We start from the raw sequence: 25,539 nt of genomic DNA, 5'->3' as shown, positions 1-25,539 counted from the left end.
TTTATGCCTGCTTGTTGGCAGGCCTGCCTTGTAACGCTTTGCGAGTGCTCCCTGAATCACTGGCGCCACTGCGCAGGGGCCGGTGCTGCGTGAAGTGGCAGGATACTTCCAGGTAGTGAAATGGGGCGCAGGCGAGAGAGGCAGGAGGAGAGGGCAGGAAAGCCAGCATCCACAATGCTTGAAAGGCCCCGGGGCGATGGCTCCGGGGCCTTTCGCTTAACGCACGCTGATCTCGACCGAAGCTTTTGGCGCGGGTTTCCAGCCCAGCAGCTGTTGCTTGAAGCCATAGCTGGCGGCTTGGTAATAGGTGATGGCTCGGGTAATCAGCGGGTCGCTGGCCTCGGCCTGGGATTCACGGCTGTCGCCCAACGCCTGGTCATGTCGACGCAGTCCCTGGCGTGGGCTGAGGATAGCCAGATCCTGGCCATCGAACAGCCCCAGGTGCTGATAATTACCGACCACCACGCGAGGCGGCAGCGGGTTGTCCTGCAGCAAGTTGCGGCCGAAGAAGGTCGATTGATAGTCCAGGTTGAGCAGGCCGAGCAGGGTTGGGGCCAGGTCGATCTGGCTGGCCAGCTGCGCGGTTTCCCGGGCTTCGATCAGTTTTGGCCCATAGATGAACAGCGGGATCTGGTAGTTGGTGATCGGCAAGTCTTCCTTGCCGGCGCTGCCCGCTGTGTGGTCGGCGACAAACACGAAAATGGTGTTGTCGAACCAGGGCTTTTGCCGCGCGGCCTCGAGGAACTGGCCGATGGCGTAGTCCGTGTATTTCACCGCGCCGTCACGGCCCTTGCCGGATTTGATATCGATCCGATCATCGGGGTAGGTGTAGGGGCGGTGGTTGGACGTGGTCATCAACTGCAATAGAAACGGTTGTTGCTTCTCATAGTCGGCGTCCGCCAGCTTGAGCGTTTGCTGGTAGAGGTCTTCGTCGGCCATGCCCCAGGCATTTTTGAAGTGGATTTGCGACTCTTCGACGCTGCTCTGATCGACCACGCGATAGCCGTTGCCGCCGAAGAACGCGTTCATGTTGTCGAAGTAACCACGGCCACCGTAGACGAACACGCTGTCGTAGCCGATGGCGCTGAGTTGCTGGCCCAGGCTGGCGAAGCCGCTTTCACGGCCGACGCGCTTGACGATCGAGCGCCCCGGGGTGGGGGGGATGGCCAGGGTGATGGCTTCCAGGCCCCGGTCGGTGCGGGTTCCGGTGGCGTAGAAGTTGTTGAAGTACAGGCTCTGTTTGCGCAGGGCGTCGAGGTTCGGTGTCAGGTTGCGCTCGTCGCCGTTGCTGCCCATGTACTTGGCGCTGAAGCTTTCAATGGTCACCAGGATGATATTGGCTTTGCGCAGCGTGCCCGGGTTATCGATGACTCGGCGGATATCCAGTGGGTCATTGCCGATAAAGCGCGCATTGGGTTCGCTGAGTTCGTCGCGCAATTGGCGGGCCACGATTGGCGCCGGCAGGCTGCGATAGAACTGCGGATAGTCGAGTTCGTTATTGCGAAATGCCGCAAAGAATTGATAGGGCCCGTTGCTCGCCAGTTCATTCTGATAGGCATTGCCACCCTGGGCGCGGGGGCTGTCCTGGCTGAGCAGTTGCAGGCTGGCCCCGGCAAGCAGCGCCAGGCCCAGTGCACTGCCCAGGCGTCCACGCAGTGCTGGTAACGGTGCATCGAGTGCCGCGTTGAACGGTTTGCGCAGGGCCAGGCTCAGTGCAATCGCCAGGACCGCGAGAATGCTCAGCAAGGTGCCGATCGGGTACGACTCCAGGAGGTTGTTCAGCACCTCGTCGGAGTACACCAGGTAATCCACGGCAATAAAGTTGAAGCGCACCCCGAACTCATCCCAGAACAACCATTCCGCGACGGCGGTGAACAGCATCGCGAACAGGCTGATGCACAGCAGGCCCTGGAGAAACCAGCGATGGCCTTTGCGGCGCCACAGGCCCGGCGGGCACAGCAACAGATACAGGCCCAGGGGCAACGCGGCGTAGGCCAGAAAACCCAGGTCATAGAGCACGCCGATCCCGAACAGCGGCAGGAAATGGCTTCCGGCCTCGTCCAGGTGGGTGATCAGCAACACGCTGCGGGTCAGGAGGAAAATCACCAGCCAGGAGCTGGTCAGAAGCAGCAGAAAACGCAACGGCGCTGACTTGAGCAGGTCCATTGTTAACATTCCTTATTATTCAATGGGGGGAGTGTGGAGACGACACTGTAGAGAGGTTGTGAACCGATAGTGAAAAACTTGTTAAGCGCCGGGCTCCGTCGGCACCTCGGTCTGGGCAGTGTACGCGCAGTTCTGGCTCTGAGCTGCGCTTGGCCGTAAGCTGCGCGAGCCAAGACGGCCGTAACAGCGTGTGGAGAAAGTGCCGATGCGAATTTTATTGGTTGAAGACAACCGCGATATTTTGGCCAATCTGGCCGATTACCTGGGGCTCAAGGGCTACACCGTCGACTGTGCGCAGGACGGTTTGTCAGGTTTGCATCTGGCCGCCACCGAGCATTACGACCTGATCGTGCTCGACATCATGCTGCCCGGTATCGATGGCTACACCCTGTGCAAGCGCCTGCGCGAAGACGCCCGGCGCGACACCCCGGTGATCATGCTCACTGCCCGCGATCAATTGGATGACCGATTGCTGGGCTTCAAGTCCGGGGCCGACGACTACCTGGTCAAGCCTTTTGCCTTGTCCGAGCTGGCCGCGCGTATCGAAGCCGTGATGCGCCGGGCCCAGGGCGGCGGGCGCCGCGCGTTGCAGGTCGGTGACCTGAGCTATGACCTGGACACCCTGGAGGTCACCCGTGAGGGGCGTTTGCTCAAGCTCAACCCGGTGGGGCTGAAGCTGCTTGCGGTCCTGATGCAGAAAAGCCCCCATGTGCTGCGGCGCGAGATTCTCGAGGAAGCGCTGTGGGGCGATGACTGCCCTGACAGCGACAGTCTGCGCAGCCATGTGCACCAGTTGCGGCAGGTGATCGACAAGCCGTTTGCCAAACCCCTGCTGCACACTGTGCACGGCGTCGGTTATCGCCTGGCCGAGGGGCGAGATGGAGTTTAAGCAAAGCCTTGCCCAGCGGATCATCATTGCCTTTGCCCTGATGAGTGCGCTGGTGGCGGGCGCCTTCGCCATGGGCATCGTTGCCACTGTGCACCTGGTCGAGGAAAAACTGATTTCCGCAGGGCTGGGGGGCGATCTGCAGCGGCTGTTGCTGATGGACAACGTCAGTGACTGGAGCCATCGCCCGGAGCCGGACCAGCTGTTTTACTACAGTGGCGGCCGTGGTGATTTCGAATTGCCCAAGGATCTGCGCCATCTGGATCCCGGGTTCCATGAGGTATTTCGCGAGCAGCTGTCGTACCACGCCATGGTCGAGGTCGTCGACGGACGGCGCTATGTCCTGCTGCAGGACCAAAGTGATTTCGAAGAGCGCGAGCGGGTGCTGTTCGCTGTGGTGCTGGTGGGGTTTGTCCTCAGCCTGGCGCTGGCGGTGTTTCTTGGCTGGATCCTGGCGCGACGCGTCATGGCTCCGGTGGTGCGCCTGGCGCGTCAGGTCCGCCATCGCGATCAACTGCTGGGCCTGGCCCCGCCGCTGGCGCCCGACTACGCGGCGGATGAAGTCGGCGAGCTGGCGGTGGCGTTCGACGCCACCCTGGGCCGCTTGCGCCAGGCCCTGAGTCGCGAACGGCTGTTTACCAGCGATGTCAGCCATGAGCTGCGCACGCCGCTGATGGTGCTGGCCAGCTCCTGCGAGTTGTTGCTGGAAAACCCCTGCATCGACCAGCGCGGTCGCGCCCAGGTCGAACGCATCGCCCGTGCCTGCGAGGAAATGCGCGAGCTGGTGCAGACGTTCCTGATGCTGGCGCGGGCCCAGCGTGAAGATGCGAGCATGTCGCCGCAGTTGACGCTGAGCCAGGTGGCCGATGATTTGATCGGGCTCTGGAGCGGGCCGATCCGCGATAAGGGCATCGAGTTCATCTTCGAACCCGGACAACCCCTGGACACCCGCTATAACGCGACCTTCCTGCACGCGGTGATGGGTAACCTGCTGCGCAACGCGTTGCACTACACCGAGCAGGGCTACATCCGCCTCACCTTGCAGCCTCAGGGTTTTGTGGTCGAAGACAGCGGTGTCGGTATCCCGGAGGAGAAGCGCGAAGCGATGTTCGAGCCCTTTGTCCGCGGCGATGAGAAGCGCGGCGAAGGCCTGGGCCTGGGCTTGTCGCTGGTGCAACGGATCTGCGAAAACCAGGGCTGGACCGTGACCTTGAGCACCATGACCCCGAACGGTTGCCGCTTTCAGGTGGATTTGAACCAGGCCAAAGCCTGAACCCTCCCTATGCCCCGGTTCTCCGGGGCATTGCTCTTTGCCGTTTATCTGCTGCCATGTGGCCCCATGCCACCTCGGATAAGCTGTAAAAATCTGTAATATTTTCGCCGTGGACGGGACAAAGTTTTCACAAAGGCATGACCTGACGCTGACAGTCCGCTACCTAAAGTGGCGCCATCAGTTGCAGGAGACTTTGATGATGGCGACCCCGATCAAGCTGGAATTTTCCGAAAAGTACGACGATCAGCATGCCCAGGACTATTTGCTCAAGCACCAGAACGGTCTTGCGCGCAAATTGTCCCATCGGCGTGATGAGCAGTTGGCCCGTGCCGCTCTGGCCCTGGCCGGTGAGCCGGGGCTGGTGCTCGATTTGCCGTGTGGAGCCGGGCGCTTCTGGCCATTGCTGGCGGAAAAAGCCAACCGCGTGATCATTGGTGCTGATAATTCCGCATCCATGTTGAAGATAGCCACCGTGGCCCAACCGGGTGAGGTGGTAAAACGGGTACAACCCTTGCAGACCTCTGCATTTGCCATCGATCTGCCAGATAACGCAGTCGACAGCATTTTTTCAATGCGTCTGCTACACCACATTGGTGAGTCGGCGCATAGGGTCGCCTTGTTGCAGGAGTTTCAGCGGGTTACCCGCGATAGCGTCATCGTTTCACTCTGGGTTGACGGTAATTTCAAGGCCTGGAAACGCAAGCGCATGGAGCGCCAGCGGCTCGAGGAAAACGGGGAGCAGGGTTACCAGAACCGGTTTGTGTTACCTGCGGCCACGGTAGAACAAGAATTTGAACAGGCAGGTTTTCGCGTCCAGGATCGTCTGGATTTTTTCCCGCTCTACGCTATGTGGCGGGTTTACGTACTACGTAAGAGGTAACAGGATGGCTGTTGAATGTGCATCGGAAATGGACGTCGCGCACGCAGATCGCTTCGATTATTTTTGGAATCAACACGGCGAATGGGTTGAAGAGCCCAATCGACGTCGAGGCGGGGAAAGCGGTGTGCAGCGGGTTTCGGGCATCAACGGCCGTTTGCTCTATGTAAAACGTCAGACCGGGCATATTTATCGCAGTTGGCTGCACCCCTTTGGTCGCCCCACTGTGTTGCGTGAGGAGACCGCCCTCAAGGGCTTGCGTCTGTTGGACGTGCGGGTGCCGGAGCTGGTGTTCTGTGGTGCGCAACGTGATCCCGAGCACCAGTGGCGGGCGCTGTTGGTCACCGCGGCGCTCGAGGGCTTTGTTGAAGTGGAAAACTGGTATGCCGCGGGCGAGCGTGAGCGTCACGACGAAGCGCTGCATGATCGTTTGCTCAAGGAATTGGCCCAGACCCTGGCGCGCATGCATCAGGGGCGTTGGCAGCACGGTTGCCTGTATGCCAAGCATGTGTTCGTCAAGGTCACCGGGAGCGGGGCGTCGGCCGAGGTCGAGGTGGCGCTGCTGGATTTCGAGAAGTGTCGGCAACGCCTGTCCCGTCAACGAGCGGCGGCCCATGACATGAAACAACTGCGTCGCCATTCGTCGTGGAATGCCACGGACTGGGACAAACTCTACTACTTTTACAAGACGGCGTTTGGCAGCGCTATCAAAGGTTTATAGCGATGAAGCTAGAAGTTGCACGAGGTTTGTTTCTGGTAGGCGCCCTGGTGGTCGCCTCACTGGCCGTGGCTGCCTGGGAGCAGCCGCGTACGCAAGTGCTCAGTGCAATGCACAGCGATGCGCATTGCCCTTTGCCACGAGTGGCCAAAGCCTCTGCGGTGGTCAAGCCCGACCATGATCTGTTGTTGTTCATGTTCGGCATGACTCAGGGAATGAGGCCGCAAAGTTGAAGAGCAGCAAGCCCACTTGAAAGGCCTCGCATTGCGAGGCCTTTTACTGTGTTGGCGCTTATCTTTCCGGCTTGGCCAGTAAGGTGTAGATGCACGGCAATACGAAGAGGGTGAACAGGGTACCGATTGACATGCCGGTGGCGATCACGGTGCCGATGTCAAAACGGCTGACGGCCCCCGCACCGGTGGCCAGGATCAAGGGCACCATGCCAAAGACCATGGCCGCGGTGGTCATCAGCACCGGCCGCAGGCGTATGGCGGCGGCTTCTTCAACTGCCTCCCGTGGGGTCAGGCCTTTGTCCTTGCGCAGTTGGTTGGCGAATTCAACGATCAGGATCCCGTGCTTGGTGATCAGCCCGATCAGGGTCACCAGTCCGACCTGGGTATAGATGTTCATGCTCGACCAGCCGAGAAACAGCGGGATCAACGCCCCGCAGATCGACAGCGGCACGGTCACCAGAATCACCAGCGGATCGCGAAAGCTCTCGAACTGCGCGGCCAGCACCAGGAAAATAATCGCCAGTGCCAGGCCAAAGGTGACCCAGAGCGCGCTGCCTTCCTGCACAAACTGGCGGGAGGCACCGGCATAGTCGAAGGCGTAACCCGCCGGTGCTTCCTCCCGGGCAATCTGACGCACGGTCTCGATCGCCTCGCCCATGCTGACGATGGGCACGCCGGACATGGTGGCCGCGTTGAGTTGCTGGAACTGATTCAACTGCCGGGGACGTGCGCGGTCAGTGACGGTGATCAGGGTCGACAGCGGCAACGCCTGGCCCTGGGTATTTTTCACGTAATAGTTGTTCAACCATTCGGGGTTGTCGCGGTAGGCCCGCTCGACCTGGGCGATCACCTTGTAGCTGCGGCCGTCGATGGTGAAACGGTTGATTTCCGCCTCCCCCAGCAAGGTGGCCAGGGTGCTGCCCAGATCCTGCATTGAAACCCCCATCTGCGCCGCCTTGGCGCGGTCGATATCGACCACCACTTCCGGTTTGTCGAAGGCCAGATCGAGGTCGACGAACGCGAATTTGCCGGACTCCATGGTGCGTTTCTTGATGCGCTCGGCCACTTGCAGCAACGACTCGTAGTCATTGGGGGTGTTGATGATGAACGCGAAGGGCAGGCCCTCCCCGGTGCCCGGCAGGGACGGCAGGTTGAAGCCAAACACCTGCAGCCCGGCGATGGAGCTCAACTTGCCCTGAACCTCCGGCAGGATTTGCATCTGGGTCCGGCTGCGCTCGCTCCAGGGCTTGAGCAGGAAGCCGCCGATCCCTGACTGCACGCCGTTGAAGCCGTTGATCTGGAACGATGAGTAGTACTCGGGGAACTCCTTGAAGATCGTGATGAACTCATCGGTGTAGGCGTTGAGGTAGTCCAGGTTGGCTGGTTGTGGGGCCGAGGCCATCATGAAAATGATCCCCTGGTCCTCGTCCGGGGCCAGCTCCGACTTGGTGAACTTGAGCAGCAGCGGAATCAGGCACAGCACGATCAACGCGAACACCAGCACCACCGGCCGGGTGTTGAGGGTGCCGTGAAGCATGCGCTGGTAGCGGCGCTTGAGGCCCTCGAATATCTGGTCGAGACGGTGGGACAGGCCACTGGGGTTTGCATCGTGGCGCAGCAACAGCGCGCACATCATCGGCGACAGGGTCAGGGCCACCACTCCGGAAATCACCACCGCCCCGGCCAGGGTCAGGGCGAACTCCTTGAACAGCGCTCCGGTCAGCCCCGTCAGGAACCCGATCGGCGCATACACCGCGGCCAGGGTGATGGTCATCGAAACCACCGGCAAGGCGATTTCCCGGGCGCCCTCGATGGCTGCGTCCAGCGGTGTCTTGCCCTCTTCGATATGCCGGTGGATGTTCTCCACCACCACAATCGCATCGTCCACCACCAGGCCGATGGCCAATACCATGGCCAGCAGGGTCAAGAGGTTGATCGAGTAGCCCATCAATTGCATGAAAAACATCACGCCGATCATCGACAGCGGGATGGTGACCACCGGGATCACCACCGAGCGCAGGGCGCCGAGAAACAGGAACACCACCACAATCACGATCAGCACGGCTTCGAACAGGGTCTTGAGCACCTCGTTGATCGAGGCCTGGATAAACAGCGTGGCGTCGTAGGCAATCTCGACCTTGAGGTTGGGCGGCAGTTGGGACTCCAGCTCGGGCATGAGCTTGCGCACTTCCCTGATCACATCCAGCGGGTTGGCGCCGGGAGTCGCCTTGATGCCGATGTAGACCGAAGGCGTACCGGCGAAAGAGCTGATGGCGTTGTAGTTCTCCGCGCCCATTTCCACCCGTGCCACGTCGCTGAGCAGGACCCGGCTGTCACCGTCGACTTTCAGCGGAATCGCGGCAAAGGCTTCGGCGGATTTGAGCTCGGTGTTGGCGTTGATGCTGGTCACCACGTACTCGCCCTTGACCTCGCCGGCCGCCGACAGGAAGTTGTAGCGGCGCACGGCATCGGTCACGTCACTGGCGCTCAGGCCGTAGCCGGCCAGCTTGACCGGGTCCAGCCACAGGCGCATGGCGAACACCTGGTTGCCAAGGATCTCGGCCTCGGCCATGCCCGGCAGGGTCGCCAGCTTCGGTTGGATGACCCGCGACAGATAGTCAGTGATCTGCGGGTTATTCAGCTCCTTGCTGAAGAAGCTAATGTACATCAGCGCCGAGGCGTCGGCGGCCTCCCGGCTCAGGACCGGGTCTTCGGCGTCTTGCGGCAGTTGGTTCTTGACCTCATTGGCCTTGGCCAACAGTTCTGTGAACAAGCGGTCGCTGTTGGAGCCGATGCGCGCGTAAATCGAAATCACCGAGAAGTTCTGGCGGCTGACCGAGGTCATGTAGTCGATGCCTTCAGCACTGGCCAGGCTCTGTTGCAGCGGCTGGGTGATATAGCCCTGGATGGTCTCGGCGTTGGCGCCGGGGTAGGCCGTGGTCACCGTGATCAGGGCGTTTTCCATCTGCGGGTATTGGCGCAGGGGCAACTTGCTCCAGGCCTGGAAGCCCAGCAGCACAATCAGCAGGCTGACCACGGTGGCGAGCACCGGGCGACGAATGAACGGGTCGGTAAAAGCCATGGTGATTCCTTGATCAGTCAGTACGTGGCTGGCTGTTCTGATGATCGGGCAGCAGCTTGTCCGGGCTGATGGCAATGTGCGCGCCGTTGTCCAGCTTGATCTGCCCGGCGCTGACCACCTGCTCGCCCTTGGCCACGCCCTTGTTGATCAGCACCAGGCCGTCCCGACGTTCGCCGGTTTCGACGTAGCGCCGCTCGGCGATCAGGATCGGCTGGCCCTGAGGGTCTTTTTCCTCGCTGCCGTCCGCCGCTTTCCTGTGGGCCACCACGTACAGCGAATTGCCGTAGAGGGTGTAGGCGATGGCGCTTTCCGGGACCACGATTTTTGCCTGTGGATCCGGCAGCAGCACTTGCAGGTTGGCGAACATCCCCGGCAGCAGCTTGCCTCCCGGGTTGGCCAGGGTGGCGCGGACCAGCACGTTGCGCGTGCTGTTCTCGACCTTGGGGTTGATGGCGCTGATTTTGCCTTCGACCTGTTCCCCGGGGTAGGCCGCGACGCTGATCTGCACCGGCTGGCCCAGGGCGACTTTCGGCACCGACTGTTCCGGAATGTAGAAGTCGACGTAGAGGCTGCTCAGGTCCTGCAGGGTAGCGATCACCGTGCCGCTGGCCAGGTAGTCGCCAATGTCCACCTGGCGGATGCCGATGGTGCCGCTGAAGGGCGCGAGCATGCGTTTCTTGGCCAGCGCAGCTTTCAGCTGATTGACCGTGGCTTTGTTCTTTTGCAACTGCGCCGAAAGTCGGTCGAATTCGCCTTTGGAAATGGCCTGGCTGCCAACCAGTTGGCTGCCGCGACCGAAATCCAGCTGGGCTAGCCCGAGGTCGGCCTGGGCGGTTTCCAGCAGGGCGCTTTCCACTGCGCTGTCGAGTTGCAGCAGCGCTTGCCCGGCCTTGACCTGTTGCCCTGACTCGAACTGCAGGTCTTTGACGGTGCCGGCGATTTCCAGGCTCAGGTTGACGCCCTGCAAGGCCTTGAGGGTGCCGACAGTGGGCAGGCGGTTTTGCCAGGGGCGCTCGCTGGCGGTGGCCACGGCGACGCTGATCGGCGGCGGTGGGGCCGAGAACACCTGAATCTGCCGGTAGATGGAGAAGGCTTTGTAGCCCGCCAGCAGCAGCACGATTAACAGGACGATACCCAACATGATCAGCATGCGGCGGCGCAGCATATTCCGTTTCCTTGGACAAAAAGCCGGGAATAAAAAGCGTGGATAGCCGGGCACATTACTCCGTCTTTTCGGGGGCTTCCAGATGACAATCCATTCAACTGGAGCCCCTTCGCCAGGGGCGGCGAAGGGGGGAGCGGCTAGATCAGATGCAAATGGTTATCCCAGAGGCCTGCGGGCAGCTCCAGGGGTTTTGCCACAAGTTGTTTCTGGCGGCAGTCGTAAAAGCGACAACGGCCCTGGCCCGAGGTCACGACAAAGCCGTCGGCGACCGCACCGACTCCGGCGCAGTCCGGCAGGGGCGCATCCAGGCGCAGTTCGCCGCTGTCCAGGTCCCAGATAAAAAAGCGGTTGCCCCGGGGCGCGGTGAGGGCCACCAGGCGCAAATCACTGTGTACTGCGACGCTGGCGGTGTAATGCCCCATGGCTTGCAGTTGTTCCTCGGCCACTGGGAAGGCGACGAAGGGCTGCCCGGGACGCTTGATCGCCAACAGCTCGGAGGACTCGTGGGCGGCGCCCATGAACTGCTGGCCGGCGACGATGGTGCCGTCGCTGGCGATACCCAGGTGGCGCACGCTGTTCATCTGCTGGGCCAGGGTTTCCTTGCTCAGCAGGGTGCCGTCGCGGCGCATCAGTACCAGGCTCGGCTCCATGGCGTTGAGGTTCATTTCAACCCGGCTCTCGGCCTCGGTGCGGATGCCGCCGTTGGCCACCACCAGGGTTTCGCCATCGGGCATCCACGACACCTGGTGCGGACCGATGCCGTGGGTCGAAATCTCGCCACTGTGCACCAGTCGCTCCCGCTCGAATCGGTACAGGCCCAGCAGGCCACGACCGGGATCGGTGGTGTCGTTTTCGGTGGCGTACAGCCAGTCGCCGCTGTGATGGATCACCGCATGGCCGTAGAAGTGCCGGTTCGGCTGCGAGCTCAGGGTCTGCAGCAGACGGCCGTCACGCAGGTCGATCAGGTAACTCTCGGTGCCCGGGCGCCGGGCCACGAACAGCGCCATCGGCAACGTCGGGTGATTGATGATGTCGTGGCAGCGCTGGCCGACCTGGGTGGCGAACACTTGCTGGCCATCCAGGCGGTAGCCGACCGCATAATGCTGACCGTCGCCATCATCTCTGGCCGACAGCAGCAAAGGGCTTTGATTCTGTTGCTTGAACAGCTTCCAGCCGCCCAGGGTGACCGCGCTCAGCAGCAGGCTGCCGAGCGCCACGGCCTGACGTCGCAGCATGATCAGTCACCGTCGTTGGCGTTGAAGCCCAGTTGGATGCCCAGCGCCTTGGCCAGTTCGCCTTCGTGCAGGCGGTGGACCACGTTGAGGCTGTCGTAGATATCGTTGAGTTGCTGGCGGCCGGCATCGTCGCTGAGCATTTCGCTGAGGGAACGCTGGCTGCTGGCGAACAGTTTCAGGGACGCGGCGTAGGCGGCATCGATCTTGTCGGCCAGCAGCTTTTGCTCAGCCGGCAGCAGGCCACGCAGGCCCTTGTTGTCGACCCCGGCCCAGACCGTCTGCGCCGCGCTCAGGCTGGCTTCCAGGCTCTGCAGGGACGACTGGCTGCGCCAGGCATCAGCCTGGAACGGCTGAGGGATGCCCTTGCTCTGGCGGCCCATCGGCGTGCCGAGTTTTTTCTTCAACGTGTCCAGGGCCGTGACCTGGACACGCAGCAGATCGGCGATCGCTTCATGGGAATCGGCGTAGCGCTGGTTGGGGAACTTGCTCATCTGCGCCAGCATGCCGTCGTTGCTGTTCCAGCTCGACAGGATCTCTTCGGCCAGGGTTTTCTGACGTTCGCCGATGGCGGTCAGCAAAGGGCAGTAGCGGGCTTTCTGCTCGCTGTTGGCCATGTCGATCTTGCTGTCGAACAGGATGTACTCATAGGCCGACAGGCCTTGTACTACCACGCTGGACTTGGCCAGCGCCGCCGCATCGATCTGCGGGTTGGCGGTGACCAGTTGCTCGACCTGGCGCCCCACCAGGTTTTTCTTGTCCGGCCAGAACTGCACCTGCCACGAGCGATTGCCCTCGGCCAGCGGCCCGATCAGCAGCGGTTGCAACTCGGCCCAGGCTTTTTGCGCGTGGAGGAAGTCGGCACGGGCGGTGTCGAGGTTTTCCTTGCCTTCGCAGAACGCCAGGGCGCTGACCGCCAGTTGACGATCGGCCTCGACCCAACGGCTGTAGGTCGGCAGGATCACCTGCTTGGCGATGGCTGCGGAGGTCACGGCCTGCGGGTCCTGCGGCGAGCAGGCGCCGAGGGCGAGGGCGGCAAGGCTGGTAAACAGCAATTTGGGACGAAACATGGTCGGGCTCCCTTTTTTAATGGAGAAAAGCTTATAGAGAATTCAGGAATGCCAGCAACGCTGCACGCTGTTCGGCATTGAAAGATAAAACCTGTTGCTGCGCCGCTTGGGCTTCGCCGCCATGCCAGAGCACGGCTTCGAGCAGGTTGCGGGCGCGGCCGTCATGCAGGAACTGGGTGTGACCGCTGACCGTCTGCGTCAGGCCGACGCCCCACAGTGGCGGTGTACGCCAGTCCCGGCCGCCGGCCAGAAACTCGGTACGGTGGTCGGCCAGGCCTTCGCCCATGTCATGCAGCAGCAAGTCGCTGTAGGGGCGGATCACCTGGTTGGCCAGTTCGGGCTCGGCGGCATTGGCCGCCGTGGTGTAGCTGGGGGTGTGACAGGACTGGCAACCGGCCTGGAAGAACAGATTCTTGCCGGCCAGGACCTGCGGCGAGCCGACATCGCGGCGGGCCGGAACGGCCAGGTTGCGGCTGTAGAACAGCACCAGGCGCAGGATGTTGTCGCTGACTTCCGGCTCACCGTCGGGGCCGTTGCCAGTGGGGGCTTGTTTGCAGGCGGTCTGGTTGTCGGTGCAGTCATCGAACGGTCTCAGGCTGGTGGTCAGGCCCATATCACCAGAAAACGCGTGAACATTTTGTTGATTGAGGTTGGGTTGCCCGGCTTTCCAGCCAAAACGCCCGAGCACGGTTTTGTGCAGGGCATCGTCCCAGACCTGATTGGGGCGGCCGGCGATGCCGTTTTTGGCGCTGGCCTGGGCTTGGGCATTGGCCAGGATCGCCGCCTCGGGGATGGCCTCCAGCAGGCCGAGGCCGATCATCGGTGGTGCCACGCGGGCCGAGAACCGGGTGTCCGGGTGCATCGGCCCATAGCCCAACTGAGTCAGCAGCAACCTTGGCTTGCGCAACTCGACCTCGGTGCCGTCCTTGAACCGCACACTGACCGGGTCGTACTCCACGCGCACTTTGCCTTCCGGGGCCACGCCGGGGATGGCCATGTCCTGGAACTGCCCGCCATACACCGGCTCCGGCACGATACCGACCTGTTCGATGAGCTTGGCGTAGGCCGGGTCGTTGGGGATCGACAGGCGCACCAGCATCGACACCGCGTTGGCGGCATCTGGCGTGGGCGGATGGCCGCGGCCGTCCTTGATGTGGCAGTTCTGGCAAGCGTTGGTGTTGAACAGCGGGCCAAGACCATCGCGGGCCGTGGTGGTGGACGGAGCGATCACCCAGGGGCTGCGGAAAAAGCTGTTGCCGACGCTGAAGTCCAGGCGCCGCGTGGGCGACAGGTTGGCCGAGGGCAGGGAGAAGGCGTTCTGATCGGTCTTGCGTACCGTGGCCGCGCCGCCTGAGCGGGCTTCGCCAGGTTCGGCCTTGGTGAAACGCGGGGCGTCATCGCAGGCACTCAGGCTCAGGGCCATGAATAGCGCAGACCAGCGAAGCAGCGACAAGGGCATCGGACATCCTGCAAGACGAGCAAAACAAGGGCGCAAAGTCTAACAGGGCGACGAAATTTGAATAAGAGGAATTATCGTTTGGTTTGACCCAGGACAAGCTGGGCGGGGTCTGCCAGCCATTGCGTGGGGCAGGCAACAAAAAGGCGACCCGAAGGTCGCCTTTTTTATGCAGTGCGGATCAGAACTCGTGATCGGCGTTGTCCGGGTTCAGGTCGCTGATCCCCAGTTTGCCGGCGGCCTGTTCGATCGAACCGGTCTGCTTGACCAGGGCGGCGATGGCGTCGCGCACAATCTTGTTGCCCGCGTCGTTGCCGGCCGCGATCAGTTGGTCGTAGTGCTCGCCTTTGTTGGCGTGATCGACCATCAGCTGGATCTTGGCTTCGGTGTCGGCCAGGTCGGCCTTGAGCGCGGTGTCGGCGGCAGGGTCGGCTTTTGCCACCAGGGAAGACAGGCTGGCGCCGGTCAGCTTGGTACCGTCGGTGCGGGTGTACTCGCCCAGGTAGACGTTGCGGATGCCCTTGGCGTTGTAGAAGTGCGAGTTGTGGGTGTTGTCGCTGAAGCAGTCCTGCTCGTCTTCAGGGGAGTTGGCTTCCAGGGAAACCTTCATGCGCTCGCCCGCCAGTTCGCCGAGGGACAGGCTGCCCATGCCGAAGAGCATTTTGCGCAGGCCGGTTTCAGCCGGTTCTGCCTCCAGGGTGGCGCGGTAGTTGTCGGCCACGTTCGGCTTCCAGTTGCCGACCATTTCTTCGAGGTCGCTGACCAGCAGGTCGGTTACGGCCTTGAGGTAGGCACGACGACGATCGTTGTGGCCACCGGTGGCGCCGGCGCCTTCCAGGTAGTCCGAGGCTGGGCGATTGCCGGCGCCTGGACCGGTGCCGTTGAGGTCCTGGCCCCAGAGCAGGAATTCGATGGCGTGGTAGCCGGTGGCGACGTTGGCTTCGGAACCGCCCAGCTCATTGAGGCTGGCGAGTTTTTCCGGAGTGATGTCTTTCACGTCGACCTTGTCTTCGCCGACCTGGACTTCAGTGTTGGCGATGATGTTGGCGGTGGCGCCCGGGTTGCCCAGCGCGTGCTCATAGCTCTTGTCGACGTAGTCGATCAGGCCTTCGTCCAGGGGCCAGGCGTTCACCTGACCTTCCCAGTCGTCGATGATGGTGTTGCCGAAGCGGAACACTTCGCTCTGGGTGTAAGGCACGCGGGCGGCGATCCAGGCAGTCTTGGCGGCGGCCAGGGTGTCGGCGTTCGGCTTGGCGAGGAAGGCGTCGACTGCGGTTTGCAGGTTCTTCGCGGTGGATTCGGCATCGCTGAACACGGCGAAGACCAGGTCGGCGTAGTGCGCGACAACGGCCTTGGCTGCGGCTTCGTCGACCTTGCCGGCGCTGGCGTCTGCCGCAGGAGTGGCAGTGCTGGTGGCTGGGGTCGGCGCTTGAGGCGCGGCGGCCTTGTCTTTGCCTTCGCCACAACCGGCGAGGGAAATAGCGATGGCCAACAGACTGGCGGTAGCCAGAGGCATACGAATCATGGCGAACATCCTGCTTCGAGAGGGGTGGACAGGCGCGGGGGCGCGCAAAACTGCCACATAATGCGAAAGATTTGCATTATGTGTAAAGGGTTGCTCTTGGAAATATTTCTTATTCGCGGGACGGTTGCGCTGGATCAAGCCCCGTTGCGCGGTTGCCCGCTCAGAGGATCGCCGCGTTGCTGCGCTGGGCTTGTTTCAGGTAGGCGCTCAACTCCCGGGCCGGCAGGGGTTTGCTGTAGTGATAGCCCTGACCTTCATGGCAGCCTTCGGAGATGATGTAGGCCTCTTGCTCGGCGGTTTCCACACCCTCGGCAATCACCTGCATGCCCAGGCTTTTACCCAACTGGATGATCGCCCGCACGATGGTTGCATCGTCATCGTCATCCAGCAGGTCCTGAACGAAGCTCTTGTCGATCTTGATCTTGTCCAGCGGCAGGCTCTTGAGATAGCTCAATGAGGAGTAGCCGGTGCCGAAGTCGTCGATGGCGATCAGCGCGCCGGAGCGGCGCAGGCTTAGCAGATGCTGGGCGGCGGTGCTGATGTCTTCCATCAGGCCGGTCTCGGTCACTTCCAGCTCCAGGCTGCGCGGTGGCAGGCGATAGATCTGCAGCAGGTTGTTGACCACCCGCGGCAGCTCGGCGTGGTGCAGTTGTACCGTGGACAGATTGACCGCCATGCGCAGGTCGCTGAAACCCATGTCGTGCCACTCGCGCAGTTGCCGGCAGGCCTGGTCCAGCACCCATTCGCCGATGGCGATGATGGTGCCATTCTGTTCGGCCAGAGGAATGAACAGGTCCGGTGGCACCAGGCCGTGCTCCGGGTGCTGCCAGCGAATCAATGCCTCGACCCCGACCACGCGGTGATCGCGGTAGCTGATCTGCGGTTGATAGACCAGATAGAACTGTTCGCGCACCAGGGCTTCGCGCAGGTCTTTTTCCAGCTCGCGACGGCGGCGCATCTCGCTGTCGACGCTGGCGATATAGAACTGATAACGGTTGCGCGACCGAGTCTTGGCCAGGGTCATGGTCTGCTCGGCTTTTTGCAGCAGCTTCTCGGTGCTGTCGCCGTCTTCGGGAAACAGGGTGATGCCGATGGTGGCGCGCAGGCGTATTTCCTGATGATCGAGGGCGAATGCCGCTTCCAGATCGTCGAGGATGCTCTGGGCCAGTTCCGCGGCTTCATAGGGTTGTTCGATATCGGCCTGGACCAGGGCGAACTGGTCGCCGCCCAGGCGAGCGAGGGCGCCGAGGCGACCACTGTGGCCACGCAGGCGGTCGGCCAGGGCCAGCAGCAACTGGTCGCCGGTCTGGTAGCTGAACTGTTCGTTGATGCCCTTGAAGTCATCCAGGCCGACACACAGCACCGCGACTCGGCGTTGCAGGCGCCCGGCGTCCACCAGGATCTTGTCCAGTTGCTGCTGCAATTGCTGGCGGTTGGGCAGGCCGGTCAGGAAGTCGTATTGGGCCATGCGCAACAGGCTGTTTTCCGCTTCGTGGCGCAGGTGGGTGTTGCGTTCGATGGAGGCCAGCAACTGGTTGGCGGTGTTGATCCAGATTCCCAGTTCGTTTTTCTCGTGGCCCTTGAGCAGTGGAATCTGGTGTTCGCTGGGACGGTCCGGGTTGATGGTGGTCAGGTGCTCGATGATGCGCGACAGCGGCTTGGTCAGCAGCCAGTGATACACCAGGTACAGCACCAGGCCCATGGCCAGGGCACGCAGGACGCCGGAAATGAAAATGATCACCGAACTGACAATGAAGCCCTTGCCGTAGGTGGCGGTGTCGAGGGTGATGCTCAGGTCGCCGTAATATTCGCTGTAGGGGCCGCGACCCACCAACTGCGTGGTAAAGGTGCGCTCCTGGCCGAGGATCAGGTCGGTGAGCCAGCGACTGGGGGATTGCTGCAGCTCACGGCTTTTTTCCGCGAGCATGGTTTCGTTGGGATGGCCGATGGAGGCCATGCGCACGGCATCGTCCTGAAACAGCCCTTCAATGACCTGCATCCCCATTTCCCGGTCCAGGCTGTAGACCGCCTGGGTCGATGGGTCGCGAAACATGTCGAGAATGCGCTGGGCATCGTTGGCTACCGCCTGCCGAGTCTTGTAGGCATCGAAGACAATTTGCGCGCAGCTCAAGACTACGCCCACGATCAGTGCCGACAGCAGCACAACCCGGAGCAACTTCACCGACAAGCTGTTTTTGAGTTCCAGCTTCAAAGGGCTATTCCTTGTTCCGTGCGCGTAGCGTCAAGTTGCCATGAGTATTGGCAATCCCGTGTTGGCAGTCAAAGAGACAATCGTGCTCAGGATATTTCGCCGGTAGGCTTGGCCGGAATGCACTGATTAGGAGCATTTTGGCCCATTGATAATGTGTCGGTAGCGAGGCCCTGCAACTTGAGGGGCAGGTCATATTTTTTACTGAGTAGATGTTAGCGCGCCATCGCTTTGGGGCAAGACATATCCCAGGCTACGGACGAAAAAAGCCCGGCAATGCCGGGCTTTTTTCTACTGCAAAACGCGCTTAGGCAACGAAGTTCTTGCCTTCGAATTGCTCAGCGACGAATTTCCAGTTGACCAGGTTCCAGAACGCTTCGACGTACTTTGGACGCACGTTGCGGTAATCGATGTAGTAAGCGTGTTCCCAGACATCGCAGGTCAGCAGCGGGGTGTCGCCGCTGGTCAGCGGGTTGCCGGCGCCGATGGTGCTGGCCAGGGCCAGGGAACCGTCAGCCTTTTTCACCAGCCAGCCCCAACCGGAACCGAAGGTGCCGACGGAAGTCTTGGTGAATTCTTCTTTGAACTTGTCAAACGAACCGAAAGCCGCGTTGATGGCTTCAGCCAGGGCGCCGGTAGGTTGGCCGCCGGCGTTTGGCGCCAGGCAGTTCCAGTAGAAAGTGTGGTTCCAGACCTGAGCGGCGTTGTTGAAGATACCGCCCGAGGAAGTCTTGACAATTTCTTCCAGGGTCTTGCCTTCGAACTCGGTGCCTGGCACCAGGTTGTTCAGGTTCACGACGTAGGTGTTGTGGTGCTTGTCGTGGTGGAATTCCAAGGTTTCCTTGGAGATGTGCGGCTGCAGGGCATCGTGTGCGTAGGGCAGCGGCGGCAATTCGAAAGCCATGATGATTCTCCTAATCAGGTCAGTTGCGGTGAGCGCAAGGCCGATCACGGGCGGCCAAACAAGCGCCGGGGAGTTTGTACTCTTTGCGGCGCAGGGGCTGGATCATAGCACCGGGGGTGCGGCAAAACCACGCAACAACTGTGTGGGATAGAGGTTCCAGAGCCTTTTGGAATAAGTCAGCCGGCGCTGATCAATTGCCACGCGACGCTGAACATCATGACCGCCACCAGCAGGTCGAGAATCCGCCAGGTGCTCGGCCGCGCGAGCCACGGAGCGAGCCATGCCGCGCCCAGGGCGAGGGTGAAAAACCACAGCAGCGAGGCACTGGCGGCACCGACCACGTAGGCCCCAGGCTCAGTTTGCTGCGCCCCTAGGGAGCCGATCAGCAGCACCGTGTCGAGGTAGACATGGGGGTTGAGCAGGGTCACCGCCAGGGCACTGAGCAGCACTGCGCGCAGGGAGCGTACGGCCTGGTTTTCGCCCTGTTGCAGGCTTTGTTTCGAGCAGGCGCGGCGCAGGGCCTGGCTGCCGTACCAAATCAGGAACACCGCGCCGCCCCAGCGCGCCACGGCCAGCAGGGTCGGGTTCTGGGCCAGCACAGTGGCCAGGCCGAAGACGCCGGCCGCAACCAGTAACGCATCGCAGGTCACGCACAGCGCCGCCACCGGCAGGTGATGCTCGCGCCGCAGGCTCTGCGCCAAGACAAAGGCGTTCTGGGTGCCGATCGCCATGATCAGCCCCGCGGCGACCAGCAGGCCGTTGATATAGCTTTGCCACATAGTCCTTACTCCTGGCCCGCGGTCAGTTGCTGCAATACATCCATGGCCCGCTTGGCATCTTCCAGGCCGACAAACAGGTGGTCGTGGTAATAGCCGGCCATCACGTTGCAACTGATACCGGCCTGGCCCAGGGCGCCGGAGAAGGCGGCGGTCAGGCCGACGGCCTGTAATGCCGAATGCACGTTGAGGGTGATCCAGGCGGCGACATAGTCGAAGCCAAGGCCCAGTCGTTCGGCCTGGGCGCGTTCGAGAATGACGGTCAGGCCTTCCTGTTCGCGAAAGCTGCCCACCGCTTCACAGCCCTGAAGCTGGCTGGCGTCGGCAATGCAGCAGAATACGTATTCGCCGGCATTGAGCTGCGGGCTCATGCTGCGCAGCAACGTGGCGAGGGTGGTTTCACCGGCCATGAAAGAAGTCCTTGATCGAAGAGGCATGCTGGCTATTCTCCGGTTCAAGGTTGTATAAGAAAAACCAATATTACTGATCGCTCATTAGGAAAACTGATGTTCGACTACAAATTGCTCTCGGCCCTGGCCGCCGTGGTCGAGCAGGCGGGGTTCGAACGCGCGGCCCAGGTGCTGGGACTGTCGCAATCGGCCATCTCCCAGCGCATCAAATTGCTGGAGGCTCGGGTCGGGCAGCCGGTGCTGGTACGAGCCACGCCGCCGGCGCCGACGGAGATCGGCCGGCGCCTGCTCAACCATGTGCAGCAGGTGCGTCTGCTCGAACGCGACCTGCAGAGCCTGGTGCCGGCGCTGGATGAAGAAGGCCTGCCGGAGCGCCTGCGCATCGCCCTCAATGCCGACAGCCTGGCCACCTGGTGGGCCGAGGCGGTGGGGGATTTCTGTGCTGAACAGCACCTGCTGCTGGACCTGGTGGTCGAAGACCAGACCGTCGGCCTCAAGCGCATGCGCGCCGGGGAAGTGGCGGCTTGTGTCTGTGCCAGCGAGCGGCCGGTGGCCGGTGCGCGCAGCCTGCTGTTGGGCGCCATGCGTTATCGCGCCCTGGCCAGCCCGGCCTTTATCCAGCGCCATTTCCCCGAGGGCGTGCGCGCCGAGCAATTGGCCCGCACCCCGGCATTGGTGTTCGGCCCGGATGACTTTCTGCAGCATCGCTACCTGGCGTCGCTCGGGGTCAATGGCGGGTTCGAGCACCATTTGTGCCCGTCTTCGGAGGGGTTTATCCGTCTTACGGAGGCTGGCCTGGGCTGGGGCCTGGTGCCGGAACTGCAAGTGCGCGAACAGCTGGCACGCGGCCAATTGCTTGAGCTGCTGCCAGATAAGCCGATCGATGTGCCGCTGTACTGGCATCATTGGCGCAATGGCGGGCAATTGCTGGGGTTGCTGACCGAGCATCTGGCGCGTTCCTCTGCGCAATGGTTGGTGCCCTGGGTGCAGCCGTAAGCGTCAAGCTGCAAGCGACACGTGATGTGCTTGCGTGAAGATTTAACGTGCAGCCCGTGGCTTGAAGCGCGCACTGCATTTCTAGGAGAAGTCATGAAAATTCTGGTCACCGGCGCAAGCGGCTTCATTGGCGGGCGCTTTGCGCGGTTCGCCCTTGAGCAAGGCCTGGATGTACGGGTCAACGGGCGCCGGGCCGAAGCGGTCGAGCATTTGCTGCGCCGCGGGGCCGAGTTCATCCAGGGCGACTTGAGCGATGCCGGCCTGGTACGCAACCTGTGCCGTGATGTCGACGCGGTGGTCCACTGCGCCGGCGCGGTGGGTTTGTGGGGGCGTTATCAGGACTTCCACCAGGGCAATGTGCTGGTCACCGAAAACGTGGTCGAGGCCTGCCTCAAGCAAAATGTGCGGCGCCTGGTGCACCTGTCGTCGCCGTCGATCTACTTCGACGGCCGCGACCACCTGGGCCTGACCGAAGAACAAGTGCCCAAGCGCTTCAAGCATCCCTATGCCGCAACCAAGTACCTGGCCGAGCAGAAAGTCTTCGGCGCCCAGGAGTTCGGGCTGGAAGTCCTGGCACTGCGCCCGCGCTTCGTCACCGGCGCCGGGGACATGAGCATTTTTCCGCGACTGTTGAAGATGCAGCGCAAGGGGCGGCTGGCGATTGTCGGCAATGGCCTGAACAAGGTCGACTTCACCAGCGTGCAAAACCTCAATGAAGCCCTGTTCAGCAGTCTGCTGGCTGCCGGCTCGGCCCTGGGCAAGGCCTACAACATCAGTAACGGCGCCCCGGTGCCGGTGTGGGATGTCATCAACTATGTGATGCGCCAGATGGAAGTGCCGCAGGTCACGCGCTACCGCTCCTACGGCCTGGCCTACAGCCTGGCGGCGCTCAATGAGGGGGCGTGCAAGCTGTGGCCCGGCCGCCCCGAGCCGACCCTGTCGCGCCTGGGCATGCAGGTGATGAACAAGAACTTCACCCTCGACATCAGCCGGGCCCGGCATTATCTGGACTACGAGCCCAAGGTCAGCCTGTGGACCGCCCTCGACGAATTCTGCGGTTGGTGGAAGGCTCAGGACATACGCTGAAAACAAACACTGAACCGAGTTTGCACTTCGGGGTCGATCAGTGCGGCGAATTAGCGGTTTATACTCGCTCACCCAGCCATTACTGCGGTTCACAAAGGTTGACCCATGCGTAACGATGCCAACGACGACTTCGATGATGTTCCCAGCCTGCGCGCCGACCCTCTCGATGACGATGATTTCCCGACTACCACCGCTGCCCGCGAGCGCACCGCCGTGCATTCGCGCAGTACGCCGGTGGTCAAGGTCAAGGGGCCGAGCACCGGGCCACTGTGGGCGCTGGTCGGGGCATTGTTCTTTGCCTTTATCGGCCTGGCCTGGTGGAGTTTCCAGCAGATTTCGCTGATGGAGCAGCAACTGGTGGCAACCCAGGAAAGCTTTGCCCGCATCAGTGAGGAGGCGGCGGGGCGTTTGCAGGATATTTCCGGCAAGGTGGTGGCCAGCCAGTCCAACGTCAACAGCGACAGCGAGGCGTTGAAGCTGCAGATCAAGCAGCTCGAAAGCAAGTTGCTGGATCAAGGCAAGCAGCAGCAAGGCGTCGCCGGACAAGCCACCGACCTCGACAAACGCCTGGCCCAGATGAGCGCCCAGACCACCGAACAGCAGACCGCCAACACCCAGTTGCAGGCTCAGGTCAAAGCCTTGAGCGCCGAGTTGGCGACCCTCAAGGGCGGCCAGGGCGATGCCAGCAAGCTCGATGCTCAGCTCAAGAGCCTGGCGGCTGACGTCGCTGCACTGAAAAAACAGGGCAACCCGAGCGCCGCCGTGGAGCGCCTGGAGCAGGACATGATCGTGCTCAAGAGCCAGCAGGATAACCATCCGGCACCGGCACAAGGGGCGACCAATACCGCTGAGTTCGACGCCTTCCGGGGTCAGGTCACGCGCAACATCAACACCCTGCAAAGCCAGATCCAGAACCTGCAACAGCAGATCAGCGCCCGTCCCTGATCGAACCCCAGCCTTCCTGCGCCCGGCGTGGGAAGGCTCCTCCTGCCCCCCGTTGACTGAATACTCGACCATAGCCCGTTGCCGTCTACGCTCTTGAAACACCAACAAGAACGAGGGATGGGCAATGAAGGCTTTGCTGAAAGGTTCCTGGCTGTACGGTTTGTTGATGCTCTTTGGCAGTGTCGCCCTGGCGGCCGCACCAGACGCAGATGAAGGAGCAGCGGCCAGGGCCTTGCTGGAAAAAGCCGTGGCTTATTATCAGCAGCAGGGTGACAAGGCGTTTGCCGCGTTCAGCCGTCAGGGCGATTTTGTCGACAAGGACCGCTATGTGTTCGTGGTCGACACCCACGGCGTGATGCTCGCCAGCGGAGGCCCATCGGCGGCGCTGATCGGTCGTGATGTGTCCGAGGTGCTTGGCCCGGACCTGAAAAAAGCCTTCAAGGATGTGCTCAAGACCCCGAGCGAGGGCGTCCAGGAAGCCGAGTACCGCTGGCAGAACTGGGCCGATGGCAAGGTCGAGCGCAAGCGGGTGTTTTTCCAACGAGTCGGCGAGCGCATTCTGGCGGTCGGCTATTACCTGCCCCGGGCGTCGGCCGATCAGGCCAGGGCGCTGCTGGACAAGGCGGCCACCGCGCTTGGCAGCGATCAGAAACAGACCCTCAACGCCATCAACTCACTCAAGGGCGGTTTTCTGCAGGACGACCTGTATGTCTTTGTCGTCGACCTCAAGACCCATCGCTACGTGGCCCACGGCACCAACCTGCGCTTGATCAATACCGACTTTGGCAAGATCCGCGACCCCGAGGGCAAGCCGGTGGGCGAGCCGATCCTGGCCCTGATGGCCAAGCAGGATCAGGGGGAATATGAGTACCGCTGGAAAAACCCGGTAACCGGCAAGGTCGAAGACAAACACGCGTACCTGCGCAAGGTCGGCGACCTGCTGGTGGCGGTCGGTTATTACAGTCCGTGAGACCCTGAACCCTGGCGCGGCCTAGCGCACGGCGTCTTCGCGGCCGCGCAGGAGCATGTTGGGCATGGCCAGCGCCGCTGCCAGCCCCAGCAGCGACACCGCCGCGCTGACCATCAGCAGATGGCGGAAGGTCAGCAGCAACTCGGCGCGCAAGGCGTCCTGCGCAGGACCGGGCGCAGCATTCAGACTGTCGAGCAAGGCGTTGCCCGAGCTGCCTTCGACCAGCAGTGCTGCGCCCGACAGGTGAACCAGGCTGGAGTGTTGCAGCAAGGTCAGCAGCAGCGCCGACATCAGTGCCACCCCGACAGCTCCGCCGAGGGAACGGAACAGGTTGGTGGTGCTGGTGGCCACGCCTATGTCCCGTTGCTCCACCGCATTCTGGGTGCCCACCAGCGAGGTGGGGAACTGCATGCCACCGGCAATCCCGCACAACAACATGAACAGGCTGCTCAGCAGCACCGCCTGGGGCGGGCTGAAGGCCATGCCGAGGATCGCGATCGGCATCAATAGCGCGCCGCCGAGGATCATCGGTTTGTAGCGCCCGGTCACCGAGGTCCGGCGCCCGGCGCAATAAGCCCCCATCGGCAAGCCCATGGCCAGTGGCAGCAGGTGCAGCGCAGCGCTGTCGGCCCCGGCGCCGGTGACACTCTGGAACCGCAGCGGCATCAGCACAATCAGGGAAATGGCCTGGAAGTTGTTGAAAAAGATCGTGCACCAGCACAGCACCGCGTTGCGGTTGGCGAACAGATGCATCGGCAGCAATGGCTCGCGGGCCCTGCGCTCGTGCCAGACAAACAGCGCCAGGGCGACCACGGCGATACCGAGCAGGCCAAGGACCTGGTTGCTGCGCCAGGCGTGGCCCTGGCCGATCTCGGTGATGCCCAGCAGCAGGGCGGTCAGGCCGATGATCATCAATAGCGTGCCGAGGTAATCGATGATCGGTTTGCGTTGCGGCAGTGGCAGCCCGACCAGGGTGCGATGGGCCACCAGCCAGGCACCCAGGCCCAGGGGCAGGTTGATCAGGAACACCCAGCGCCAGGACAGGTACTCGGTCATGTAGCCGCCGAGCACCGGCCCGGCGACGCTGGCCACCGCATACATGCCGCTGAAGTAACCCTGGTAGCGCCCGCGCTCACGGGGGGGAACGATATCGCCGATGATCGCCTGGCTCACCGAAATCATCCCACCGGCGCCGATGCCCTGGAAAATCCGCGCCAGCACCAGTTGTTCCATGCTTTGCGCCATGCCGCAGAACAGCGAGGCCAGGGTAAACAGGCCCATGCCGAACAGCATCAGTTTGCGTCGGCCATAGAGGTCGCCGAGCTTGCCGTAGATCGGCACGGCCACGGTCATGGCCACCATGTAGCCGGAAATGACCCACGCCAGCAGGCTGACATCCTTGAACTGCGCGGAAATGGCCGGCATGGAAACAGCGACGATGGTCTGGTCCAGTGCGCCAAGGAAAATCGCCAGCATCAGGGCGATCAGCACACTGCGTATGGCCGGGGTGGCCTGGCCGGGCGGGGGAAGCTGGGTCACGAAAAAACCTGCGGGCAGTAA

At 62.1% G+C, this 25,539-nt stretch carries 21 protein-coding genes; 9 read left to right on the top strand and 12 right to left on the bottom strand.

Features of this window, described 5'->3' with window-relative positions; genetic code table 11:
• Positions 1 to 216 precede the first annotated feature (216 nt).
• Complete coding sequence (locus JFU57_RS00510) at positions 217 to 2,166, bottom strand: LTA synthase family protein (RefSeq protein ID WP_201127610.1); 1,950 nt, start codon at positions 2,164 to 2,166, stop codon at positions 217 to 219.
• Positions 2,167 to 2,371: 205 nt separating this feature from the next.
• Here JFU57_RS00510 and colR point away from each other — a divergent pair, with 205 nt between their 5' ends.
• From colR to JFU57_RS00485, 5 genes are all read left to right on the top strand, one after another.
• Positions 2,372 to 3,055 carry a two-component system response regulator ColR gene (gene colR, locus JFU57_RS00505; protein WP_020298602.1) on the top strand — a complete coding sequence of 228 codons (684 nt, stop codon included), beginning with the start codon at positions 2,372 to 2,374 and terminating at the stop codon, positions 3,053 to 3,055.
• Positions 3,045 to 4,325, top strand: a complete 1,281-nt coding sequence (locus JFU57_RS00500) for a sensor histidine kinase (protein WP_201127608.1) — start codon at positions 3,045 to 3,047, stop codon at positions 4,323 to 4,325. Before colR ends, JFU57_RS00500 begins: the two co-directional genes overlap by 11 nt.
• A gap of 199 nt (positions 4,326 to 4,524) precedes the next feature.
• Positions 4,525 to 5,205 carry a class I SAM-dependent methyltransferase gene (locus JFU57_RS00495; RefSeq protein WP_078472052.1) on the top strand — a complete coding sequence of 227 codons (681 nt, stop codon included), beginning with the start codon at positions 4,525 to 4,527 and terminating at the stop codon, positions 5,203 to 5,205.
• 4 nt (positions 5,206 to 5,209) lie between these two features.
• Positions 5,210 to 5,923, top strand: coding sequence for a lipopolysaccharide kinase InaA family protein (locus tag JFU57_RS00490; protein WP_078471913.1), 714 nt, complete (start codon positions 5,210 to 5,212; stop codon positions 5,921 to 5,923).
• Positions 5,924 to 5,925: 2 nt separating this feature from the next.
• A complete protein-coding gene (locus JFU57_RS00485; protein ID WP_020298606.1) occupies positions 5,926 to 6,153 on the top strand; it encodes a hypothetical protein in 228 nt (75 codons plus the stop codon).
• 58 nt (positions 6,154 to 6,211) lie between these two features.
• Here JFU57_RS00485 and JFU57_RS00480 read toward each other — a convergent pair whose 3' ends face one another.
• From JFU57_RS00480 to JFU57_RS00435, 10 genes are all read right to left on the bottom strand, one after another.
• On the bottom strand, positions 6,212 to 9,235 hold the full coding sequence (locus JFU57_RS00480) for a multidrug efflux RND transporter permease subunit (RefSeq protein WP_201127606.1): 3,024 nt from the start codon (positions 9,233 to 9,235) through the stop codon (positions 6,212 to 6,214).
• Between the two features lie 13 nt (positions 9,236 to 9,248).
• Positions 9,249 to 10,400, bottom strand: a complete 1,152-nt coding sequence (locus JFU57_RS00475) for an efflux RND transporter periplasmic adaptor subunit (protein WP_078471911.1) — start codon at positions 10,398 to 10,400, stop codon at positions 9,249 to 9,251.
• Positions 10,401 to 10,537: 137 nt separating this feature from the next.
• Positions 10,538 to 11,635, bottom strand: a complete 1,098-nt coding sequence (locus JFU57_RS00470; protein ID WP_201127604.1) for a DUF1513 domain-containing protein — start codon at positions 11,633 to 11,635, stop codon at positions 10,538 to 10,540.
• Between the two features lie 2 nt (positions 11,636 to 11,637).
• Entirely contained in the window at positions 11,638 to 12,702 is a 1,065-nt protein-coding gene (locus JFU57_RS00465) for an imelysin family protein (RefSeq protein ID WP_201127602.1), read from the bottom strand.
• A 31-nt stretch (positions 12,703 to 12,733) separates the two neighbouring features.
• On the bottom strand, positions 12,734 to 14,161 hold the full coding sequence (locus tag JFU57_RS00460) for a di-heme oxidoreductase family protein (RefSeq protein WP_201127600.1): 1,428 nt from the start codon (positions 14,159 to 14,161) through the stop codon (positions 12,734 to 12,736).
• A 178-nt stretch (positions 14,162 to 14,339) separates the two neighbouring features.
• A complete protein-coding gene (locus JFU57_RS00455) occupies positions 14,340 to 15,683 on the bottom strand; it encodes an imelysin family protein (protein WP_078471907.1) in 1,344 nt (447 codons plus the stop codon).
• Between the two features lie 160 nt (positions 15,684 to 15,843).
• On the bottom strand, positions 15,844 to 17,895 hold the full coding sequence (locus tag JFU57_RS00450) for a putative bifunctional diguanylate cyclase/phosphodiesterase (protein ID WP_020298613.1): 2,052 nt from the start codon (positions 17,893 to 17,895) through the stop codon (positions 15,844 to 15,846).
• Between the two features lie 304 nt (positions 17,896 to 18,199).
• The gene (locus JFU57_RS00445; RefSeq protein WP_078471905.1) at positions 18,200 to 18,796 is read right to left on the bottom strand and encodes a superoxide dismutase; all 597 of its coding nucleotides are present in this window, start codon (positions 18,794 to 18,796) and stop codon (positions 18,200 to 18,202) included.
• 176 nt (positions 18,797 to 18,972) lie between these two features.
• Positions 18,973 to 19,575 carry a LysE/ArgO family amino acid transporter gene (locus JFU57_RS00440; protein WP_020298615.1) on the bottom strand — a complete coding sequence of 201 codons (603 nt, stop codon included), beginning with the start codon at positions 19,573 to 19,575 and terminating at the stop codon, positions 18,973 to 18,975.
• A 5-nt stretch (positions 19,576 to 19,580) separates the two neighbouring features.
• A complete protein-coding gene (locus JFU57_RS00435; RefSeq protein ID WP_201127598.1) occupies positions 19,581 to 19,982 on the bottom strand; it encodes an ACT domain-containing protein in 402 nt (133 codons plus the stop codon).
• A gap of 96 nt (positions 19,983 to 20,078) precedes the next feature.
• On the opposite strand from JFU57_RS00435, the gene JFU57_RS00430 reads away from it, so the two are divergent.
• From JFU57_RS00430 to JFU57_RS00415, 4 genes are all read left to right on the top strand, one after another.
• On the top strand, positions 20,079 to 20,978 hold the full coding sequence (locus JFU57_RS00430; RefSeq protein ID WP_201127596.1) for a LysR family transcriptional regulator ArgP: 900 nt from the start codon (positions 20,079 to 20,081) through the stop codon (positions 20,976 to 20,978).
• Between the two features lie 93 nt (positions 20,979 to 21,071).
• A complete protein-coding gene (locus JFU57_RS00425) occupies positions 21,072 to 22,064 on the top strand; it encodes an NAD-dependent epimerase/dehydratase family protein (protein ID WP_201127595.1) in 993 nt (330 codons plus the stop codon).
• A 105-nt stretch (positions 22,065 to 22,169) separates the two neighbouring features.
• Positions 22,170 to 23,009 (top strand): ATPase, encoded by an 840-nt coding sequence (locus tag JFU57_RS00420; protein ID WP_201127594.1) that lies wholly within the window; start codon positions 22,170 to 22,172, stop codon positions 23,007 to 23,009.
• Positions 23,010 to 23,133: 124 nt separating this feature from the next.
• Positions 23,134 to 23,979, top strand: coding sequence for a cache domain-containing protein (locus tag JFU57_RS00415; RefSeq protein ID WP_078471900.1), 846 nt, complete (start codon positions 23,134 to 23,136; stop codon positions 23,977 to 23,979).
• Positions 23,980 to 24,000: 21 nt separating this feature from the next.
• On the opposite strand, the gene JFU57_RS00410 is transcribed toward JFU57_RS00415, so the two are convergent.
• Complete coding sequence (locus tag JFU57_RS00410) at positions 24,001 to 25,455, bottom strand: MDR family MFS transporter (RefSeq protein ID WP_421548802.1); 1,455 nt, start codon at positions 25,453 to 25,455, stop codon at positions 24,001 to 24,003.
• Positions 25,456 to 25,539: the final 84 nt, after the last annotated feature.

This window comes from Pseudomonas sp. TH07 (assembly GCF_016651285.1).
Lineage (GTDB): Bacteria > Pseudomonadota > Gammaproteobacteria > Pseudomonadales > Pseudomonadaceae > Aquipseudomonas.
This window is presented reverse-complemented; position numbering and strand designations above follow the sequence as displayed.